The following is a 19,762-nucleotide window of genomic DNA, read 5'->3' on the forward strand; positions in this document are numbered from 1 at the left end:
CTCTGGGACGCAAGGGAAGTGGAATGACCGTGTCGGGTGGCCAAGGCGGCAGCAGTCAGGAGAGCAGGGTTCGTCCCGGCCAGCGCCGGATGGCGCAATGGACCCGCGACTATGTCCGGCTTCCCGGTATTCCAGATGAATACATCGCCGAGAACGGCGCGCCGCGGCCGGCCTGGGCTCGTTTCTTCGACGCGTTTGCCGCGTTGTCGCCGGCCGATATCGAGCGCCGCTTTGCCTCGGCAGACCGTCATCTGCGTGAGGCCGGTGTCACCTATCGCGCCCCCGGCGATACCTCGGACCGGATCTGGCCGCTCAGCCATCTGCCGCTGATCATCGACGCCGCCGACTGGCGCCAGCTCGCCGCCGGCGTCGCGCAGCGCGCGCAGCTTCTGGAAATGGTGCTGGCCGATCTCTACGGCGACGGCCGTCTCGTCGCTGACGGCGCGATCCCTGCGGCGGCGATCGCCGGCAGCAGCGAATATCTGCGCGCGGTCAGCGGCATTAAGCCGCCGGGCGGCCGCTATCTGCATCTCTATGCCGCCGACATCGGCCGCGGGCCCGACGGCCGCTGGTGGGTGCTCGGCGACCGCACGCAGGCGCCGTCGGGTGCAGGCTACGCGCTGGAAAACCGCCTCGTGCTGTCGCGCGCCTTTTCCAATCTCTACAAGTCGATGAATGTCGAGCGCGTCGCGCCGTTCTTTGAAGGGTTCCGCGATTCGCTTCGCGCCAGCGCCGATCGCGATGAGCCGCGGATCGGCCTGCTGACGCCCGGCGCGTTCAGCGAGACCTATTTCGAGCACGCTACGCTGGCGCGCTATCTCGGCTTCCTGCTGGTCGAGGGCGATGATCTCGCTGTCTCCGGCGACCGCATCCATATCCGCACCGTCGCCGGCTTGAAGCGGCTCGACGTGCTGCTGCGCCGGGTCGATTCCAACATGCTCGATCCGCTCGAGCTCGATGCGTCGTCCTATCTCGGCGTGCCCGGTCTGGTCGAGGTGCTGCGCAAGGGCGGCGTCGTGGTCGCCAACATGCCGGGCTCGGGCGTGATGGAGGCGAGGGCGCTGCTCGGCTTCCTGCCCAATCTGTGCCGGCGCTTGCTCTCCGAAGACCTGATGATGCCGCATATCGCCACCTGGTGGTGCGGCCAGAAATCCGCCCGCGAGCAGGTGCTGTCGCGGCTCGATGAATTTGCGATCGAAGGCGCCTATGGCCGCGGCGTTGCGGATTTTCCCGGCAACGGGCCGGTGCTGCCGGGTGAGCTCTCGGCGGCGGACCGCGACCGCCTGAAGGACGCGATCAGCCATCGCGGCATCGATTATGTCGGACAGGAGCTCGTCCGGCTCTCGACCACGCCGGTGTGGGAGAACGGCCGCATCGCGCCGCGTCCGTTCGTGCTGCGGGTGTTCGCGGCGGCGACGCCGAACGGCTGGACCGTGCTGCCCGGCGGCTTCTGCCGGATCGCCGATCGGGCCGATGCCCGCGCGGTGTCGATGGGCGATGGCGCGGTGTCCGCCGACGTCTGGGTGGTGTCCGACAAGGCAGTCGCGACCTCGACCTTGCTGCCGGCGGTCGACACGGTGCGCATCCGGCGCATCGCCGGTGTGCTGCCGAGCCGCGCCGCCGACAATCTGTTCTGGCTCGGCCGCTATCTCGAGCGCGCCGAGGCCACCATTCGCCTGATCCGCGCGCTGTGCACGCCGCTGCGCGATCCGGCGCGGGCCAATGCGAACGGCAACGCGCCCGCGATGCATTCGGCCGAGCGCATCCAGCGCTTGCTGGTGACCTGGGGCGCGGCCTCGCAGACGGCGCGCGCCAATCCTGCCAAGGTCGCGCTTGAAGCGCTGCAGAGCGAGGAGAAGTTCGGTTCGGCGCTGTCGCTGGTGCGATCGGCGCAGCGTACGGCGACGTCGCTGCGCGAGCGGCTGTCGCCGGACGCCTGGCAGGTCATCACCGAAATGGCCGACCGCCTCGCGATCGAGGTTCATGACGATGACGGCGTCGTCAGCGCCGCCGAGCTCACCTTGCAAGAGCTCGCAAGCTTTGCCGGCCTCGCGCAGGAGAACATGAACCGTGCCGCCGGCTGGCGCTTCCTCGAGATGGGCCGCCGCGCCGAGCGCGCCATCAACACCACGCGCTTTGCCCGCCAGTTCGCCTATGACGAAGCCGGCGACGAGGATCTCGATGTCCTGCTCACGCTGGTCGACTGCCAGATCACCTATCGCTCGCGCTATCTGGTGCAGCCGCTGCTGACCCCGGTGCGCGATCTCGCAGTGCTCGATCCCTACAATCCGCGCTCGGTCGCATTCCAGGTCGCGGCGCTGAACGAGCACATCGCCGCGCTGCCGAGCCTGAAGGAGCACGGCCTGATCGAGCGGCCGCAGCGGCTCGCGGTCGCGGTCGAGGCGATGTTGACGACGGCCGAAGCCTCGAGTCTCGACGTCAAGACGCTGTTCGCGCTGGAGCAAGACCTGCTCAACCTCGCCGATGCGGTCGGGCTGCATTATTTCCCGCACGGACCGAATGCCAGCCGGCCGGAGAAGCTCACGGGGCTGGCGTGATCTACGACATCCGTCACGTCACGACCTACAGCTACGAGACCCAGGTCAGCTTCGCCCGCTGCTCGCTGCGGTTGGAGCCGATCAGCGGCGACGGGCAGGAACTGATCTCCCATTCGGTCGAGATCCGCCCGAGGCCCACGGAGCGCACCGCGCGGCGCGATTTCTTCGGCACGCTGACCGAGAGTGTCCTGATCGAGAGCGCGCATCGCAGCCTTCGCATCGATTCCCGCTCGCGGGTCTCCGTAGCGCGGCAGCCGCCGGCGCGTAACGCCGTCAGCCCACCCTGGGAGAGCGTACGCGACCGTGCGTTCGAGGCGCTGAGCCTCGATGCGGCCTCGCCGGTCGGCTATGTCTTTGCCAGTGCGCTGGTGCCGGTGCTGCGGCCGGTGACGGCCTACGCTTCCGCGAGCTTTTCGCCTGATGGCGGCATCCTTGCCGGTGCGGCCGATCTGATGCGCCGCATCCGCAGCGACTTCAAATACGATCCCAAGGCGACCGTGATCTCGACGCCGCTTCGCGACGTGTTCGAGAAGCGCCACGGCGTCTGCCAGGATTTTGCCCATGTGATGATCGCCGGGCTGCGCGGGCTCGGTTTACCCGCCGCCTATGTCAGCGGTTATCTGCGCACCATTCCGCCGCCGGGCCAGCCGCGGCTGCAGGGCGCCGACGCAACCCACGCCTGGGTTTCGGTCTGGTGCGGCAGCGAACTCGGCTGGGTCGGGTTCGATCCGACCAACGATCTCATGGTCGCCAACGATCACATCATTCTCGCCATCGGCCGCGACTTCGCCGACGTCTCGCCGGTCGACGGCGTCATCGTCGGCGCGCGCAAGCAGAAGCTCGCCGTCGCGGTCGACGTGCTGCCGGTGGAGTGAGTGGAGAGAGGCGAGACCTCGATCAGGCCGCGTGCCGCTTGCCCGATTTGTCCCACCCGATCGGGCTGACGATGACGCGGTCGCGGCCTTCATGCTTGGCTTGATACAGCGCCAGGTCCGCCGCCTTGAGCAGATCGCGCGAGGTGCGCTCGTGATCCGGGACGAGGCAGGCCAATCCGATGCTGACGGTCGGCAACTCATTTTGGGACGCGCGCTCGGTCGTCAGCTTCTCGCGAATGCGTTCGGCAACCTCCAATGCGCCCGCCTTGCCGATGCCGGGCAGCAGCACCGAAAATTCCTCGCCGCCATAGCGCGCCCCGAGATCCGTTGCGCGCTTGGTGCTGGCTGCGATGCACCGTCCTACGGTAGCGAGCACGGCGTCACCGGCCTGGTGCCCGTAGGTGTCGTTGAAGGCCTTGAAATGATCGACGTCGATCATCAGCAGCGACACCGGCGCCTTGGCGCGCATGCCGCGACGCCACTCGGCCTCAAGGGTATCGTCGAGACGGCGGCGGTTGGCGAGCCCGGTCAGCGCATCCGTGCTTGCGAGGTGCGCGAGCCGGCCTTCGGCGGCGGCGCGCCGTTTGAGGGCGGCGAGCAAATAGAACATCAGGACGATCGAGAAGCCGCAGAGCGCTGCCACCACGCTGCCGATCAGCCAGACCTGCTGCCACCAGTCGGCATAGATGCCGTCGAGCGCGAGACCTTCGGCGATGATCAGGGGATGGTGTCCGACCGCCTGGAAAACATAGAGCCGGCTGACGTGATCGACGATCGATTTCGTCGTGTAGAAGCCGGATTGCCGTGCCGGATACTGCTTGAAGACCTGTGAGTCCCTGATGCTCTGCCCGATCTTGCCGATGTCGAACGGCGCTCGCATCAGCATGACGCCGTTGGTGTCGAACAGCGCCATGCTGTCGCCGAAGCCGAAGTTCAGCTTGCGAAACAGATTGTGGAAATAGCTGAGCCGCATGCTGCCCGCGACCACGCCGGCAAACGATCCGTCGTCATTGCTGATGCGGCGGCTCAGGCTGACCAGATATTCGCCGTCTGGCGTAACCCAGGGCGTGCTGATGAACAATCCGCTGTTCGCTCGCGTCCGATGCACCTGGAAGAAGTCGCGGTCGGCGTAGTTTGCGGTACGGGGCGTCAATGTCCGGGAATCGAGCGTGACGTCTCCCGCCGTATTCAGCACGAGGATCGAGCCGAGGTCCTTGGCGGTGGCGGCGCGGTCGAACAGCACGACCTGGCGAAGCTCCGGGCTGATTTTGCCGAGCTCCGGCAGCTTGACGCCGTCAGCGACGGCTTGCAGCGAGAGATCATAGAGTTCGATGTTGCGGTCGATCTCGCTTGCGATGGAGGCGACGAGGTTGGTCGCGCCTTCCTTGGCATGCTGATAGTCCTTGCCGGCCATCTCCCAGAGAATGGACGCGCAGATCGCCGAAAAGCACAAGACGAGGCCGATCCCGAGCGCAAGGAGCCGTTTGGTCGGCACCGCCTTCGGCCTTGGCAACAGCCCGTTCTTCATCGCTCGCTTCCACTACCCCGCGCCCCCGCGCTTCGGCCATTTCTATAGGGTCATCAAATTGAAAAAGCCGACGCGAACCGCGCGCAATTTGGGTAAGCGGGTTAGGCGGTCGTTAACTGCGGCGGGAGCCCGGTCGGGCAGCCGGCTGCGCATCGCCGGCTCGCGCACGCGAGCCGTTACCGGAGGAATCTCAATGGGGTATCGACCAGCCGCTCGTATCGTGATGGTTGGTCAGGGGTAACGTCGGCGTCCCACGCTTGTCGCCCGCCGTTACGATCGTCGTCATCCAGTGGACGTCCTGTCCGACGGCGTTCCGACGCCCCGCGGGAATCGCGTTCTGAAAGGCCGGGGCGGCGTTTCCAGATGCTCGATACGATTGTCGCATCCGCAACGGTCGCGTGTCGCTGGCGTCCGCATCGGGTGGAATAACAATGACGATGGTCAGGGACGCGGCAACAAGCTGAATAAGGCGAACACAACGCATTTCGACCCCCTTGTGCAGAAATCGGCTGCGACGTGCGCAGCGTCATGACTTCATGGAGACGTCAAAATAATTCGGGCCTGCGCGCCATTGCGCGGTCCGTGACACACTAGTCGGGTCTGCCTCGCTCGGCAAACCTCGCGACCGGAGCCGTGAGCTAGGTGCGGCGGGGCTTAGGTCCCGGTCCGCCGCAAGTCCTCGGCGGCGTCGCTGCGCAGATTGCGGAAGAACTGTTCGACCTCGCGCGACAGCGTCTCGGCGGTCGCGGTCAGATCGTTCGATGCCGCGAGCACCGATTCCGCAGCCTTGCTGGTCTGGTCCATGTCGTCGCGGAGCGAGCCGACATTCGTCACCAGGGTTTCGTTGCCCTGGGCGGCCATCTGCGCGTTGGCGGAGATTTCGCGCGTGGCCGCGTCCTGCTGGCCGATCGCGCTGGCGATGTTGGCGGTGACGTTGCTGATCTCGCGCACCGCCTGGCCGATCTCGCGCACGGCGGCCACCGAGTTGCGTGTCGAGGCCTGGATGAGGCCGACATTCTCGCTGATCTCGGCGGTTGCTTTCGCGGTCTGTCCGGCCAGCGCCTTGACCTCGTGCGCAACGACCGCGAAGCCGCGGCCGGCATCGCCGGCGCGGGCGGCTTCGATGGTGGCGTTGAGCGCGAGCAAATTGGTCTGCTCGGCGATCGCCTGGATCAAGCTCAACACGCCGTCGATGCGCTGCGTGGTGGCGGCAAGGCTCTCGATCTCGGTGATCGACCGGTCGGTGCGCACACCGGCCTGATCGACCGCGCCGGAGGACTGCTTGACCTGGCGGCCGATCTCCTCGACCGAGGCGGAGAGCTCTTCGGCCGCACCCGCCACCGCGGAGACGTTGCTCGAGGCCTGTTCGGTCGCGCCTGCTGCCGCAACAGCCCTGCCGTTGGCGTCGGACGCGACGGTCGCGATGGTCTGCGCGGTTTGACGCATCGTCGCAGCGTTGTCGTGCACGGCGCGCAGCACCTCACCGATCGTGCCGCGGAACGTCTCGACGAAGCTCTCGATATGGCGGCCGCGGGCGTCGCGGGCCTCGGAGTCCCGCACGACTTGCGCGTTCAGGCTGCGATTGCGATCCATCGCCTCCTGGAACACCTTGATGGCGCGCGCCAGTGCGCCGATCTCGTCGCCGCGATCGACATGCGGCACGTCGACATGGTCGGCGCCTTCGGCGACGTGTTTGATGGTCGTGGTGATCTGTGACAGCGGCCGCGCCACCGAGCGGGCGATGATCAAGACCCCGAGCACCACCACGATCAGGGCGGCGGCGCCGAGCCCGGTCAGCAACAGCGCCAGCTCACGATTGGTGTCGGTCTGTTGTGCCAGCTTCTTGCTGCGCTCGGCATAGACCTTGGACAGCGCCTCGAGGTCCTTGTTCAGTGCGGTACGCACGTCGCGGTTGGCGTCGTTGTCGCCCCACTCACGGCCGGCTGCCGCGCCGATCTCGATGCCGCGCCGAACCAGCTCCTTGCGGAACTCGATGAACTGCTCGATGCGCTTCTTGAACACCGCGAATTCGTTGGCGTCGTCGGCCTGCACCAGGGTTTCCCAGTTCTTGACCACGCCGCGGATGCGCTCGTTGAACGCCAGCAGTCCGTCGCCGTACTTCTTCACCGCGGCCGGGTCGGTCGACATGTAAATGCCGCGGGATTCCATCACCACGGCATAGACCAGCGAGTTGACCCGCTCGACGTTGAGCGCGGCGCGGCTCGCGAGGTCGACGGCCGCGGTCAGCTCGGCGTTGCGCCGCGCGCTGTAGTCGGACAGGACGGTGATGGCCGCGGTCAGCGCCGCAATCAGCGCAAACGTCGAGTACAGCCTGGCAGCAAGCGAGAATCGGGACGCCATTGGAGGCCGGGACATGGAGATGGGGGATGTGGTGGGGGTGGGCATTGAGGGCACTCCAAGAGGCCGGGGAGCACCTTCGGCCGATTAAAGCTTATGCAAAATCTTCATGGATAATTTCTTAACGGACGAGCCTGGGGCGGCTGCAACCGCTAAAATCCTCAAATAATCCCAATGTCTTATCAGGGCCTCTGCGTCCGCCGGGTTCCAGCGGCCGGCCGCCGTGTTGAATGACGCGCCGCCATCATCATCACTCATCAACATCCGCGGGCGCGCAGCAGCGAAGCTGATGGCACGACTTTCGCAAAGAGGTGCTAGGTTACGCTGCCCCAGCCCCACGCGACTCCCCATGCTCTATCGTCACACCATCGACGCCACCAATTACGCATTCGACGATCTGCGCATCCTGCTTGCCAAGGCCTCGCCGCCGCGCTCGGGCGATCGGCTGGCCGGCATCGCGGCCGACAGCGCCGCGGAGATGATCGCCGCAAGGCTTGCGCTCGCCAACGTTCCGCTCAAGCAATTCCTCGATGAGCCTGTCATCCCCTACGAGGACGACGAAGTCACGCGCCTGATCCTCGACAGCCACGACGTCGCCGGCTTCCTGCCGGTGTCGTCGCTCACCGTCGGCGGTTTCCGCGACTGGCTGCTGTCGGATGCCGCCACCACGGATACGATCAGGAAGATTTCGCGCGGCATCACGCCGGAGATGGTGGCCGCGGTGTCGAAGCTGATGCGCAACCAGGATCTGATCCTGGTCGCGAAGAAGTGCGAGGTGATCACCCGCTTCCGCAACACCGTCGGCCTGCGCGGGCGCATGAGCACGCGGCTGCAGCCGAACCATCCTTTCGACGATGCCAAAGGCATCACCGCCTCGATCCTGGACGGGCTATTGCTCGGATCCGGCGATGCCTGCATCGGCATCAATCCGGCGAGCGACGATCCGAACGTCATCGGCACCCTGCTGCGGCTGCTGGACGATGTCATCACGCGGCTCGCGATTCCGACGCAGGGCTGCGTGCTCACCCACGTCACGACCACGCTCGGACTGATCGGGCAGGGTGTGCCGGTCGACCTCGTGTTCCAGTCGATCGCCGGCACCGAGGCGGCCAACCGCAGCTTCGGCGTCGACCTGTCGCTGCTGCGGGAGGCGCGCGAAGCCGGGCTGTCGCTCCGGCGCGGCACGGTCGGTGACAATGTGATGTATTTCGAGACCGGGCAGGGCTCGGCACTGTCGGCCAATGCCCATCACCAGGTCGACCAGCAGACCTGCGAGGCGCGGGCCTATGCGGTGGCACGCGCGTTCGATCCGCTGCTCGTCAACAGCGTGGTCGGCTTCATCGGTCCCGAATACCTCTATGACGGCAAGGAAATCATCCGCGCCGGGCTCGAGGATCATTTTTGCGGCAAGCTGCTCGGCCTGCCGCTCGGGATCGACGTGTGCTACACCAACCATGCCGAAGCCGACCAGGACGACATGGACAACCTCCTGACGCTGCTTGCGGCCGCCGGCGTGAATTTCATCATGGGCGTGCCGGGCGCCGATGACGTGATGCTGAACTATCAGTCGACATCGTTTCACGATGCGCTCTATGTCCGCGACCTGTTCGGCCTGAAGCGGGCGCCCGAATTCGACGACTGGCTGTTGCGCGCAGGCCTCGCCGGGCAGGACTTCCGCCTCGTTGCCGATGCGGGACGTCTGCCCGACCTCGCTGCCAGGCTCCTGACCTGACGGGATAGCAGAATTCTGCAGAGCAACTATCTCGGCGTTGTGACGTTGGGTAGTGCCACAATGTTGAAGAATTTCTGGCCCAGCGTTCCGCGCCGTGGTTAGATTTACAGGTGCTTCGGGGTCGTATTGATGAGAGCTGAGGGCATAAAGACAGCACGGCGTATCCTCTGCGTCTTCCCGCGCTATACGTCGTCGTTTGGCACCTTCGAGCACTCCTATCCCCTGACCGACGGCGTCAAGGCGTTCATGCCGCCGCAGGGCCTGCTGCTCATTGCCGCATACCTTCCCGAGAACTGGCAGGTTCGTTTCGTCGACGAGAACCTGCGTCCGGCAACGACGGAGGATTTCGAGTGGGCGGAGGCCGTGTTCGTCAGCGGCATGCACATCCAGCGCCAGCAGATGAACGACATCTGCCACCGCGCGCATGGCCACGACCTGGTGGTCGCGATCGGCGGCCCGTCGGTCAGTGCCTGCCCGGACTATTATCCCTCATTCGACTACCTTCATGTCGGCGAGCTTGGCGATGCGACCAACGAGCTGATCAGGCGCCTGGCCGATGACACCAGCCGTCCCGACCAGCAGGTGGTGCTGAAGACCATCGACCGCCTGCCGATGACGGACTTCCCGCTGCCGGCTTATGAGCTCGCCGAAACCAAGAAGTACTTCCTCGGCAGCATCCAGTTCTCCTCGGGCTGCCCCTATCAGTGCGAGTTCTGCGACATCCCCGGGCTCTATGGCCGCAATCCGCGGCTGAAGTCGCCGCAGCAGATCATCGCGGAGCTCGACAAGCTGCGCGCATGCGGCGCGACCGACACCGTCTATTTCGTCGACGACAATTTCATCGGCAACCGCAAGGCGGCGAGCGAGCTGCTGCCGCATCTGATCGAATGGCAGAAGCGGACCGGTTATGTCACGCGGCTCGCCTGCGAGGCGACGCTCAATATCGCCAAGCGGCCCGAGATCCTGGAGAAGATGCGCGAAGCCTTCTTCGTGACGATCTTCGTCGGCATCGAGACGCCCGATCCCGACGCGCTGAAGGCCATGCACAAGGATCAGAACATGATGGTTCCGATCCTGGAGGGCGTGCGCACCATCAACTCCTTCGGCATGGAGGTCGTCTCCGGCATCATCATGGGGCTCGACACCGACAAGCCCCAGACCGGTGACGCGCTCATCTCCTTCGTCGAGGAGTCACAGATTCCGCTTCTGACCATCAATCTGCTGCAGGCGTTGCCGAAGACGCCGCTGTGGGATCGGCTCGAAAAGGCGGGGCGGCTGATCGATGACGAGGGGCGCGACTCCAATGTCGAGTTCCTGCTGCCCTATGAGGATGTGGTCAGTTCCTGGCGCAAATGCATGGAGATCGCCTACGAGCCGAAGAAGCTGTTCGATCGCTATCTGCATCAATGCAACTATACTTACGCCAACCGCATCAAGGTGCCGGTCAGCCCGGAGATGAAGAGTTGGGCCAACATCCGGCGCGGCCTTATCATGCTGCGCAACATCTTCTGGAAGGTCGGCGTGCTCGGCGACTACAGGCGCGTGTTCTGGAAGTTTGCGCTCGGCCGGCTCAAGCGCGGCGATATCGAGGGGCTGATCTCGGCGACGCTGGTTGCGCACCATCTGATCACGTTTGCGCGCGCAGCCTCCAGCGGCCGGCAGAACGCCTCGAACTACTCGATCCGGCTGCGCGAGGCTTCCGTTCCCGCCGAATGACAGCATGACGACACCGCCGGCGCCATCGTCCCCGTCGCTACTCGACTTGCGTGACCTTACGCCGGCGCGCGTCGGTCTCGGCCGGACCGGGGCCAGCCTGCCGACCGATGCGTTGCTCTCGTTTACGCTCGACCACGCCCGTGCGCGCGACGCCGTTCACGCGGCGTTCGAGATCAGAAGCATTGCGGCCGGCCTTGCCGGCCTCGGCATCACGCCGCGCGAGGTGTCGAGCCAGGCGCACGACCGGCGTGACTATCTGCGCCGGCCGGATCTCGGGCGCATGCTGGATTCCGTATCGCGTCGGTCGTTGGAAAGCAGCGGCATTGCCGCGTGCTCGTGCGCCATCGTGATCGGAGATGGCTTGTCGCCGACGGCGGTCAATTTGCACGCCGTCGAATTGATCCGGCACCTGTTGCCGCGGCTCGCGGCCGACGGGATCGACACGGGTGCGGTGGTCATCGCGTCTGGCGCGCGCGTTGCGCTAGGTGACGAGATCGGCGCCATCCTCGGCGCGCGCATGCTGGTGATGCTGATCGGCGAACGGCCCGGGCTTTCCGCGCCCGACAGCCTTGGCGCCTATCTCACCTTTGCGCCGCGGATCGGCCTCACCGATGCCGACCGCAATTGCATCTCCAACATCCACCGTGCCGGGCTGAGCTATCCGGAAGCCGCGTTCAGGATTTCCTGGCTTGTGCGCGAAGGCCTGGCACGCCAGATCACCGGGGTCGCGTTAAAGGATGAAAGCGGCGGTGGATCGTCACAGAATGCGCTCCCAGGGTGTGGCAAATCAGATACTTAATGGTGGGGATCGCCGGTTCCCCGCCAATTTGGTCAGACCCTCGCGCTTGCGAGCAAAGGGGCGGACAGGTAAAACCGGCGCCGGTCAATATTCGCGTGTTTTCAAGGACTAGCGCCGATCAGTTGCGCTCACCCGCCTCATTCGCGCCCCTAGACCCAAGCTAGACAGATTGAGCCGTTTTCAGAACTGGACAGGGCATGCTCGAAAAGAACTCGGAAAGTCAGGTCCACGTCGAGAAGGTCGAAGAGCCGCGATCGGGCCCCAGCATCGCCTTCGGGATCGAGCGTCTCGGCCTGATCCCGATGCGGGCGCCGATCCTGTCCTGCGTCGTCCTGGTCCTGCTGCTGATCGGCGCCGTGTTCGGCATCCACCGGATCAAGATCGACGACTCGCTGTCGCAGCTGTTCCGCTCCAACTCCCAAGACTACAAGCAATATGAGGCGGTGACCAAGCGCTTCCCGGCGACCGAGTTCGACGTGCTCGTCGTGGTCGAAGGCAAGACGCTGCTCGAGCGCGACAATCTCGGCAAGCTCCGTGACATGGTCACGGACCTGCAACTCGTCGAAGGGGTGCGCGGCCTGGTGTCGCTGTTCTCCGCGCGCCAGGCGCCGGAGCCCGGCAAGCTGCCGGCAGCGCTGTTCCCGAACGAACTGCCCGAGGGCGCGGCCTACGACAAGTTCGTCGAAACCGTCAAAAGCAACGAGATCATCCGCGGCAAGCTGCTGTCGGAGGACGGCACGCTCGCGCTGGTCGTGCTGTCGCTCGAGCCGGAGGTGGTCGGCAGCAACAAGCTCGGCAAGGTGGTCGGCGACATCAGGAAGATCATGGCCGACGATCTCGGCGGCAGCGGGCTCAATGCCCAACTGTCCGGGGTGCCGGTCATGCAGCTCGAGATCCGCAACGCGGTCGAGCGCGACGGCCTGACCTACAACATCCTCGGCATCCTCGCCGGCTGCGTCATCGCCATCATCTTCTTCCGCAAGATATCCTTCATGGTGGCGGCGGCGTTCCCGCCGATGATCGCGATCCTGCTCGCGCTCGGCGGCCTCGGCTGGGCCAATTTCAATCTCAACATGTTCCTCAACGTGATGACGCCGCTCATCATGGTGATCAGCTTCTCCGACTCGATGCAGCTGACATTCGCGGCGCGCGACCGGCTGATCGCGGGGCAGGACAAGTTCACCGCGTTCAAGAACGCGGTGCTGGTGGTCGGGCCGGCCTGCGTGCTGACGCACGGCACGGCGGGCATTTCCTTCATCGCGCTGCAGTTCTCGGACTCCGACCTGATCCGCAAATTCGGCGAGGCCGGACTTGCGGCGACCATCATCGCGCTGGTCGCGGTGCTCTCGCTGGTGCCGGTGTTCGGCATCTTGTTCGTGCGCAACGAGAAGATCTTTGCGGTCAAGTTCCAGAGCGCGGATGCCGGCGTGCAGGCGCTGCGCAATTTCTGCTACTGGATCGCGGTGCGCATGGTCGGTCGTCCCGGACTGTTCAGCCTGCTCGCGCTGGTCGTCGTCGGCGGCCTCGGCATTATCTACGCCAATCTCGAGCCGCGTTACCGGCTCGCCGACCAGGTGCCGGACAAGCGGCAGGCGGTGGCGGCGTCGAGCCGGCTCGACGCCAAGCTGACCGGCGCCAATCCGGTCGATGTGCTGATCGAATTCCCCAAGGGTGAATCGCTCTACTCGCCGGAGACGCTGAAGACGATCGCCGACGTTCACGCGATGGTCGAGGACAGTGCCGGCGTCGGCAACGTCTGGTCGCTGGAGACCTTGCGGCGCTGGCTCGCCGAAAAGGCCGGCAGCAACGATGTCGCGACGCTGAAGGAATATGTCGGCGTGATTCCCGAGCATCTCGTGCGCCGCTTCATCTCGAAGGATCAGGATGCGGTCGTGGTGTCGGGCCGGGTTCCGGATCTCGATTCGAGCCAGCTGCTTCCGGTGGTGAACAAGCTCGATCACTCGCTCGACAAGGTGCGCGCCGAGCATCCCGGCTACGAGATCGCCGTCACCGGCCTGTCGGTGATTGCCGCGCGCAACAGCGCCAACATGATCGAGAAGCTCAACCGCGGCCTCACCGTTGAGTTCGCGCTGGTTGCGATCTTCATCGGGCTGGCGTTCCGCTCGGTCGTGGTGATGTTCTCCTGCATCCTGCCCGGCATCTTCCCGGTGGTGCTGTCAGGCACCGTGCTGTGGCTGCTCGGGGAGGGGCTGCAATTCGCCAGCGTCGTGGCGTTGACCGTATCCTTCGGGCTTGGGCTGAGCGCCACCATCCACTTCCTCAACCGCCTGCGGCTCGAGACCAAGCCCGGTGTCACGCCGGAACTAGCGGTGGAGCGCGCCACCGTCCTGGTCGGTCCCGCGCTGATCCTGACCACGGTGGTGCTGGCCTGCGGCCTCGTCGTCACCGTGTTCTCCGACCTGCCGTCACTGCGCCTGTTCGGCTGGCTCAGCGCATTCTCGATGGTCGCAGCGCTGGTCGCGGACCTCTTCATCCTGCGGCCGACCTCGATGTTCCTGATCAACCTGTCGCAGAAGCTTCGCGGCAGGGGTGGGCAACCCGCGCCGATCGAAAAGGCCTGATCGACCGACAATGAAAAGGCCCGGTTCCGAAGCGCTCGGAACCGGGCCTTTTTGTTTGTCAGCGAAATCGATCGAGCGCGTCAGGTCTTCGTCATGGTGATCGTGACGCCGCGGATCTCGCCCTTGGAGTCGATCTGCACCACCTGCTTGGAGCCGTTGGTCTGCAGGTTGAGGTTTGCGGCAAAGCCGGACGCCTCGACGAACACGTCGATCCGGCCGCCGCCTGCGGTGCCCTGCAAATTGCCGAAGATGTTGCGGCTCGCCTCGCTCCAGTTGCCGGAGATCCGGTCGCCCTGGCTGGTGACGTCGCTGGAGAGGTCGAACTTGTAGCTGTCGCTGGCGCAGTGCAGGGTCTGCTTCAGGCTCAGACCCGATGGCGCGACCTTGTAATCCGCCTTGCAACGAATGCGTTCGGTCGTGCCGTTGGACAACGCCACCGTGCCCGTGCCGGTCCACGAACCGGCAAACCCGGCAAAAGGCCCGCTGGCCTGGGCATGGACGGCGGAGGCAGACAGCATCAGTGCGGCGCCGACGCCCACAGCTCTGAGGGCCTGACCATAAAGGCTGGAACCAAACAGTTTCATTGTGAATTTCCCATCAAAATCAACGCCTCTTTCACAAGAAAGCGTCTCGCCGCATCGAAGGTTTAGTGTCACCCAAGAATGTTAGGTTCAAACGACAGAGGCGGCGTGCGCGCCGCCTTTCGTCATCGAACAGAATCAGAAACCGTTGGCCTCATCATGGCATCTAGCTTTGCGCGAGTACCATCCGCAATAGCCAAGCGCGACAAAGTGATGGCGTGAATCGACGTTGTGAATCAATGACTTAAGTGGGGGTTTACAGCGCCGCAAATTTAGCCGCATTTAGCAGTGCTTGTCGTCAATCCGTTGCCGCGTTACGTGGCGTCTGCAATCCCCAAAATCCGTCCCGGCCCTGCCGAAACGCTTTCGGGAACAGATTTTCTGCTGTCGGAAATGAAGGAATACGATGCGTAAATTTCTCTTGGCTCTTGCCCTGTTGTCGATCCCGCTCGCGTCCAGCGCCGTCGCCCAGCAGCAGCAGGGACGCGGTACACCCGATGAGCAGAAGGCCTGCACGCGCGACGTGCAGCGTCACTGCCGCTCTGTCATCGATCAGGGCGATTTCACCATTCTCGCCTGCCTGCAGCAGAACCGCAGCAAGATCAGCGCCGCCTGCGACCAGGTGCTGAAGACCCACGGCCAATAAGACCGAATTCAGGTCTCAAGGGACCGCTATCGACACCGCGGCTGGCTCCGTGCCGGCCGCGGCTGCATATGCTGGCGGTCACAGATGGCATTGGTTTTGGTGGCGTATTCCCCTATATGGGGCTCGCAAATCCCCCGCATGCGCCTGACGGTTCGCGCCTGCGTCGTGCCATGACCAGTGTAGCCCAAATTTCCCATGACCACCGCGAGCGACCTGCGATCCGGAAAGACCCACCGCGACGAGAATTTTCCGGTCGCGTCGTGGATCATTCATCCGCGGCATCGTGCCCTGATCCTGGCCTTCTATAATTTCGTCCGCACCGCCGACGATATCGCCGATCACGCCACGCTGCAGCCGGCGGAGAAGCTGCGCTATCTCGACCTCATGCAGGCCGAGCTGCTCGGCAATGGCGAGACCCAGAGGGAAGCGGTCAATCTGCGCCGGGCCCTCGCCGAGCGCGGCATGGCGCCGCGGCATGCGCTCGACGTGCTGGTGGCGTTCCGCCTCGACGTCACCAAGCTGCGCTACGAAACCTGGGACGACGTGGTCGACTATTGCCGCTACTCGGCGATGCCGGTCGGGCGGTTCATGCTCGACGTCCATGGCGAGGATACCTCGACTTGGGCGGCGTCGGATGCGCTCTGCGCTGGCTTGCAGATCAACAATCATCTGCAGGACTGCGGCAAGGACTACCGGAACCTGAACCGCGTCTACCTGCCGCGCGATGCGCTCGCCGCCGCAGGCGCGACCGTCGAGATGCTCGGCGAGGCGAAGTCACAGCCGGCCCTGCTCAAATGCCTGCAGGCGCTTGCGGTGCGCACCGCCGTGCTGCTCGACCAGAGCAAGTCGCTCGCCGCCGAGGTGAAGGACTTCCGGCTCGGGCTCGAGATCTCGGTGATCCAGGCCTTTGCCGACAAGATCGTCAACATGCTGAAGGTGCGCGATCCGCTCAGCGAGCGCGTGCATTTGAGCAAGGTTGAACTGCTGCTGCAGAGCCTCGGCGGCGTCGCCGGCGAGACCGCGCAGCGCGCGACCGGACGGCGTGCGGTCTCCAAGACGGCGGCAGGCGCATGAATGCTGAGGCGGCGGCCAACGCGAATTACGGAAGCACCGCTTCGGGCAGCTCGTTCTATGCCGCGATGCGCATTCTGCCGCATGCGCAACGCGAGGCGATGTTCCAGATCTACAGCTTCTGCCGTCAGGTCGACGACATCGCCGATTCCGACGGTCCGCGGCCGGAGCGCCTGGCCGCGCTGCAGCAGTGGCGAGACGACATCGACGCGCTCTATGCCGGGCATCCGCCGGAGCGGCTGAAGGACTATGTCGCATCGGTGAAGACCTTCGGCCTGAAGCGCGAGGATTTCGTCGCGATCGTCGACGGCATGGAGATGGACGTGCCGCAGGACATCCGTGCGCCGGATCTTGCGACGCTCGATCTGTATTGCGATCGCGTCGCGAGTGCGGTCGGCCGGCTGTCGGTGCGCGTGTTCGGCCTGCCCGAGGACGATGGCATCCAGCTCGCGCATCACCTCGGCCGTGCGCTGCAGCTCACCAACATCCTGCGCGACATCGACGAGGATGCCGGTCTCGGCCGGCTCTATCTGCCGCGCGAATGGCTCTGGCACGCCGGCATCACCAACAACGACCCGGCCCGCGTCACCGCCGACCGCGCGCTGCCGAAAGTCTGCGCGCCGCTCGCCGAGCGCGCCAAGATGCATTTCCAGAAGTCCGACGAGATCATGAAGCGCAATTCGCGCCGTGCTGTACGCGCGCCGCGGATCATGTCGAAATACTACCGCGCGATCCTCGATCTGTTGATCGCGCGCGGCTTCACCGCCCCGCGTGCGCCGGTGCGTGTGTCCAAGGCGGCCAAGATCGGCATTCTTCTTCGTTACGCGATCATCTGATGCAAAAGACCGTTCATATCATCGGTGCCGGTATTTCCGGCCTCTCCGCCGCCGTGCGGCTCGCCAATGGCGGCTACAAGGTCGCCGTCCACGAGGCGACGCAGCAGGCCGGTGGCCGCTGCCGTTCCTATTTCGACGCCGCCACCAATCTCACCATCGACAATGGCAACCATCTCCTGCTGTCGGGCAATCGCCATGCGCTGAGCTACGCGCGTTCGATCGGTACCGAGGCCGGCCTCGTGGGGCCTGCGCGCGCGCAGTTTCCGTTTGTCGATCTGGCCTCCGGCCAGCGTTGGCAGCTCGACCTCGGCGACTCCCGCCTGCCGCTCTGGGTGTTCGATGAGGCGCGCCGCGTCCCGGACACCACCTTGCGTGACTATCTCGCATTGGCGCCGCTGGCCTGGGCCGGCACCGAGGCGCTGGTCGGCAACACCATTCCCTGCAAGGGCACGCTGTACGACCGCCTGGTGCAGCCGCTGCTGCTCGCCGCGCTGAACGTCGATCCGCCGGAGGGCTCGGCCGGGCTTGCCGGTGCCATCGTGCGCGAGACGCTGCTCGCGGGCGGGCAGGCCTGCCGCCCGCTGATCGCGCGCGACGGCCTGAGCTCGGTCCTGATCGAGCCGGCCGTGAAGCTGCTGCAGGAGCGTGGCCACAGCGTCCAGTTCAGTCACGAATTGCGTACGCTTGGCATGACCGGTGATCGCGTCACGGAGCTCGATTTTGGCGGCGGCGACAAGATCGCGCTTGCGGCCGGCGATGCCGTCGTGCTCGCGGTGCCGCCGCGCGCTGCGGCCGCGCTGCTGCCCGGCGTGAAAACGCCGACCAAATTCCGCGCCATCGTCAACGCGCATTTCCGCGTCGATCCGCCGCGCGATGCCGCGCCCATTCTCGGCGTGGTCGGCGGCCTCGTGGAGTGGCTGTTCGCGTTCCCGCAACGGCTGTCGATCACGATCAGCAACGGCGACCGCCTGGTCGACATGCCGCGCGAGGAGCTCGCGCAGGCGATCTGGCGGGATATCTGCAAGGCGTCGGGCGTTTCCGGCGACCTGCCGCCGTGGCAGATCGTGCGCGAGCGCCGTGCCACATTTGAGGCGACGCCGGAGCAGAACGCCCTGCGTCCAGGGGCCGCAACGGCGCAAAAAAACCTGTTCCTTGCCGGCGACTGGACTGCTACCGGGTTGCCGGCAACCATCGAGGGATCGGTGCGGTCGGGTGATCGCGCCGCCGATCTGGTTCTGGCCACGCGCTAGATTCGACCTGTTAAGCGGCCGCGGCTTTCGATCAGCCGGGTCGCGATGAAGAGGATATCGAGCGAAATGCTTTCGAGAGATCACGGCGTTGCAGTCGATCCGGTCGCGCTGGAGAAGAGCATCTCCAAGGCAACCGAAGCGCTGCTCGGCTATCGCCAGTCCGACGGACATTGGGTGTTCGAGCTCGAGGCCGACAGCACCATTCCGGCCGAGTACATCCTGCTGCGTCACTATCTGGCCGAGCCCATCGATGCCGCCCTCGAGGCGAAGCTCGGCAACTATCTGCGCCGCGTCCAGGGCGCGCATGGCGGCTGGCCGCTGGTGCATGATGGCCCGTTCGACATGAGCGCCAGCGTGAAGTCGTACTTCGCGCTGAAGATGATCGGCGATTCCGTCGACGCGCCGCATATGGTGCGGGCGCGCGAGGCGATCCTCTCGCGCGGTGGCGCTTCGGGCAGCAACGTGTTCACGCGCTTCCTGCTCGCGCTCTATGGCGTCGTGACCTGGCGCGCAACGCCGGTGCTGCCGATCGAGATCATGCTGCTGCCGATGTGGTCGCCGTTCCACATCAACAAGATTTCCTATTGGGCGCGCACCACCATGGTGCCGCTGATGGTGCTCGCCGCGCTGAAGCCGCGTGCGAAGAATCCGAAGGGCGTCGGCATCGACGAACTGTTCCTGGAGGATCCGAAATCGGTTCGCATGGCGCCGAAGGCGCCGCATCAGAGCGCGAGCTGGTTCTACCTGTTCCGCTCGCTTGATGCCGTGCTGCGCGTGATCGAGCCGATGTTTCCGAAGAGCCTGCGCCAGCGTGCGATCGATGCCGCGCTCGCCTTCACCGAAGAGCGGCTGAACGGCGAAGACGGCATGGGCGCGATCTATCCGCCGATGGCCAACATCGTCATGATGTACGAGGCGCTCGGCAAGGACGAGAATTTCCCGCCGCGCGCGATCACTCGCCGCGGCATCGACAAGCTGCTCGTGGTTGGCGACGACGAGGCCTATTGCCAGCCCTGCGTCTCGCCGGTGTGGGACACCGCGCTGACCTGCCACGCGCTGCAGGAAGCGGGCGGCGACGACACCCTCGCCAAGGCCAAGCAGGGCCTCGACTGGCTGAAGCCGCGGCAGGTGCTGGAGCTGAAAGGCGACTGGGCGGTCAAGGCGCCGGACGTCCGTCCCGGCGGCTGGGCGTTCCAGTACAACAACGACCATTATCCCGATCTCGACGAC

The 19,762-nt window shown here is 65.2% G+C and carries 14 protein-coding genes; 11 read left to right on the top strand and 3 right to left on the bottom strand.

What is annotated here, in order from left to right:
- Positions 1-23: 23 nt before the first annotated feature.
- Together QMZ05_RS28165 and QMZ05_RS28170 are read left to right on the top strand one after the other, a co-directional pair.
- The gene (locus tag QMZ05_RS28165) at positions 24-2,558 is read left to right on the top strand and encodes a circularly permuted type 2 ATP-grasp protein (RefSeq protein WP_353703725.1); all 2,535 of its coding nucleotides are present in this window, start codon (positions 24-26) and stop codon (positions 2,556-2,558) included.
- Positions 2,555-3,433: a transglutaminase family protein gene (locus QMZ05_RS28170; RefSeq protein WP_353703726.1), complete on the top strand. Its 879-nt coding sequence runs from the start codon at positions 2,555-2,557 to the stop codon at positions 3,431-3,433. Before QMZ05_RS28165 ends, QMZ05_RS28170 begins: the two co-directional genes overlap by 4 nt.
- 22 nt (positions 3,434-3,455) lie before the next feature.
- Here the strand turns inward: QMZ05_RS28170 and QMZ05_RS28175 are convergent, their stop codons facing one another.
- Both QMZ05_RS28175 and QMZ05_RS28180 read right to left on the bottom strand, forming a co-directional pair.
- Positions 3,456-4,961, bottom strand: a complete 1,506-nt coding sequence (locus QMZ05_RS28175) for a sensor domain-containing diguanylate cyclase (RefSeq protein ID WP_353703727.1) — start codon at positions 4,959-4,961, stop codon at positions 3,456-3,458.
- A gap of 654 nt (positions 4,962-5,615) precedes the next feature.
- Positions 5,616-7,322 (bottom strand): HAMP domain-containing methyl-accepting chemotaxis protein, encoded by a 1,707-nt coding sequence (locus QMZ05_RS28180; RefSeq protein WP_353703728.1) that lies wholly within the window; start codon positions 7,320-7,322, stop codon positions 5,616-5,618.
- A gap of 346 nt (positions 7,323-7,668) precedes the next feature.
- Here QMZ05_RS28180 and eutB point away from each other — a divergent pair, with 346 nt between their 5' ends.
- The 4 genes from eutB to QMZ05_RS28200 all read left to right on the top strand — a co-directional run bounded on the left by eutB (position 7,669) and on the right by QMZ05_RS28200 (position 14,148).
- Positions 7,669-9,051: an ethanolamine ammonia-lyase subunit EutB gene (gene eutB, locus QMZ05_RS28185; protein ID WP_353703729.1), complete on the top strand. Its 1,383-nt coding sequence runs from the start codon at positions 7,669-7,671 to the stop codon at positions 9,049-9,051.
- 129 nt (positions 9,052-9,180) lie between these two features.
- On the top strand, positions 9,181-10,767 hold the full coding sequence (locus QMZ05_RS28190) for a B12-binding domain-containing radical SAM protein (protein WP_353703730.1): 1,587 nt from the start codon (positions 9,181-9,183) through the stop codon (positions 10,765-10,767).
- Between the two features lie 4 nt (positions 10,768-10,771).
- The gene (eutC, locus tag QMZ05_RS28195; RefSeq protein ID WP_353703731.1) at positions 10,772-11,566 is read left to right on the top strand and encodes an ethanolamine ammonia-lyase subunit EutC; all 795 of its coding nucleotides are present in this window, start codon (positions 10,772-10,774) and stop codon (positions 11,564-11,566) included.
- A 197-nt stretch (positions 11,567-11,763) separates the two neighbouring features.
- Positions 11,764-14,148 (top strand): MMPL family transporter, encoded by a 2,385-nt coding sequence (locus QMZ05_RS28200; RefSeq protein ID WP_353703732.1) that lies wholly within the window; start codon positions 11,764-11,766, stop codon positions 14,146-14,148.
- A gap of 80 nt (positions 14,149-14,228) precedes the next feature.
- Here the strand turns inward: QMZ05_RS28200 and QMZ05_RS28205 are convergent, their stop codons facing one another.
- Entirely contained in the window at positions 14,229-14,732 is a 504-nt protein-coding gene (locus QMZ05_RS28205) for a hypothetical protein (protein ID WP_074129025.1), read from the bottom strand.
- 403 nt (positions 14,733-15,135) lie between these two features.
- Between QMZ05_RS28205 and QMZ05_RS28210 the strand changes: the two genes are divergently transcribed.
- The 5 genes from QMZ05_RS28210 to QMZ05_RS28230 form a co-directional block, all read left to right on the top strand.
- The gene (locus tag QMZ05_RS28210) at positions 15,136-15,375 is read left to right on the top strand and encodes a hypothetical protein (RefSeq protein ID WP_050420121.1); all 240 of its coding nucleotides are present in this window, start codon (positions 15,136-15,138) and stop codon (positions 15,373-15,375) included.
- Between the two features lie 195 nt (positions 15,376-15,570).
- Complete coding sequence (gene hpnC / locus QMZ05_RS28215) at positions 15,571-16,449, top strand: squalene synthase HpnC (RefSeq protein ID WP_353703733.1); 879 nt, start codon at positions 15,571-15,573, stop codon at positions 16,447-16,449.
- A complete protein-coding gene (hpnD, locus tag QMZ05_RS28220) occupies positions 16,446-17,282 on the top strand; it encodes a presqualene diphosphate synthase HpnD (protein WP_353703734.1) in 837 nt (278 codons plus the stop codon). The genes hpnC and hpnD overlap by 4 nt, the downstream gene beginning before the upstream one ends.
- Positions 17,282-18,532 (top strand): hydroxysqualene dehydroxylase HpnE, encoded by a 1,251-nt coding sequence (gene hpnE, locus QMZ05_RS28225; RefSeq protein ID WP_353703735.1) that lies wholly within the window; start codon positions 17,282-17,284, stop codon positions 18,530-18,532. Before hpnD ends, hpnE begins: the two co-directional genes overlap by 1 nt.
- A gap of 66 nt (positions 18,533-18,598) precedes the next feature.
- Positions 18,599-19,762: prenyltransferase/squalene oxidase repeat-containing protein (locus tag QMZ05_RS28230; RefSeq protein WP_353703736.1), on the top strand; the 1,164-nt coding region annotated here is incomplete at its 3' end.

This window comes from Bradyrhizobium sp. INPA03-11B (assembly GCF_040446015.1).
Taxonomy (GTDB): Bacteria; Pseudomonadota; Alphaproteobacteria; order Rhizobiales; family Xanthobacteraceae; genus Bradyrhizobium; species Bradyrhizobium macuxiense_A.

Bases quoted from the DNA above. Each gene is read 5' to 3' on its own strand.
- QMZ05_RS28165 (WP_353703725.1), top strand. From the start codon at position 24: ATGACCGTGTCGGGTGGCCAAGGCGGCAGCAGTCAGGAGAGCAGGGTT.
- QMZ05_RS28175 (WP_353703727.1), bottom strand. From the start codon at position 4,961: ATGAAGAACGGGCTGTTGCCAAGGCCGAAGGCGGTGCCGACCAAACGG.
- QMZ05_RS28180 (WP_353703728.1), bottom strand. From the start codon at position 7,322: ATGGCGTCCCGATTCTCGCTTGCTGCCAGGCTGTACTCGACGTTTGCG.
- eutB (WP_353703729.1), top strand. From the start codon at position 7,669: ATGCTCTATCGTCACACCATCGACGCCACCAATTACGCATTCGACGAT.
- QMZ05_RS28190 (WP_353703730.1), top strand. From the start codon at position 9,181: ATGAGAGCTGAGGGCATAAAGACAGCACGGCGTATCCTCTGCGTCTTC.
- eutC (WP_353703731.1), top strand. From the start codon at position 10,772: ATGACGACACCGCCGGCGCCATCGTCCCCGTCGCTACTCGACTTGCGT.
- QMZ05_RS28200 (WP_353703732.1), top strand. From the start codon at position 11,764: ATGCTCGAAAAGAACTCGGAAAGTCAGGTCCACGTCGAGAAGGTCGAA.
- QMZ05_RS28205 (WP_074129025.1), bottom strand. From the start codon at position 14,732: ATGAAACTGTTTGGTTCCAGCCTTTATGGTCAGGCCCTCAGAGCTGTG.
- QMZ05_RS28210 (WP_050420121.1), top strand. From the start codon at position 15,136: ATGCGTAAATTTCTCTTGGCTCTTGCCCTGTTGTCGATCCCGCTCGCG.
- hpnC (WP_353703733.1), top strand. From the start codon at position 15,571: ATGACCACCGCGAGCGACCTGCGATCCGGAAAGACCCACCGCGACGAG.
- hpnD (WP_353703734.1), top strand. From the start codon at position 16,446: ATGAATGCTGAGGCGGCGGCCAACGCGAATTACGGAAGCACCGCTTCG.
- hpnE (WP_353703735.1), top strand. From the start codon at position 17,282: ATGCAAAAGACCGTTCATATCATCGGTGCCGGTATTTCCGGCCTCTCC.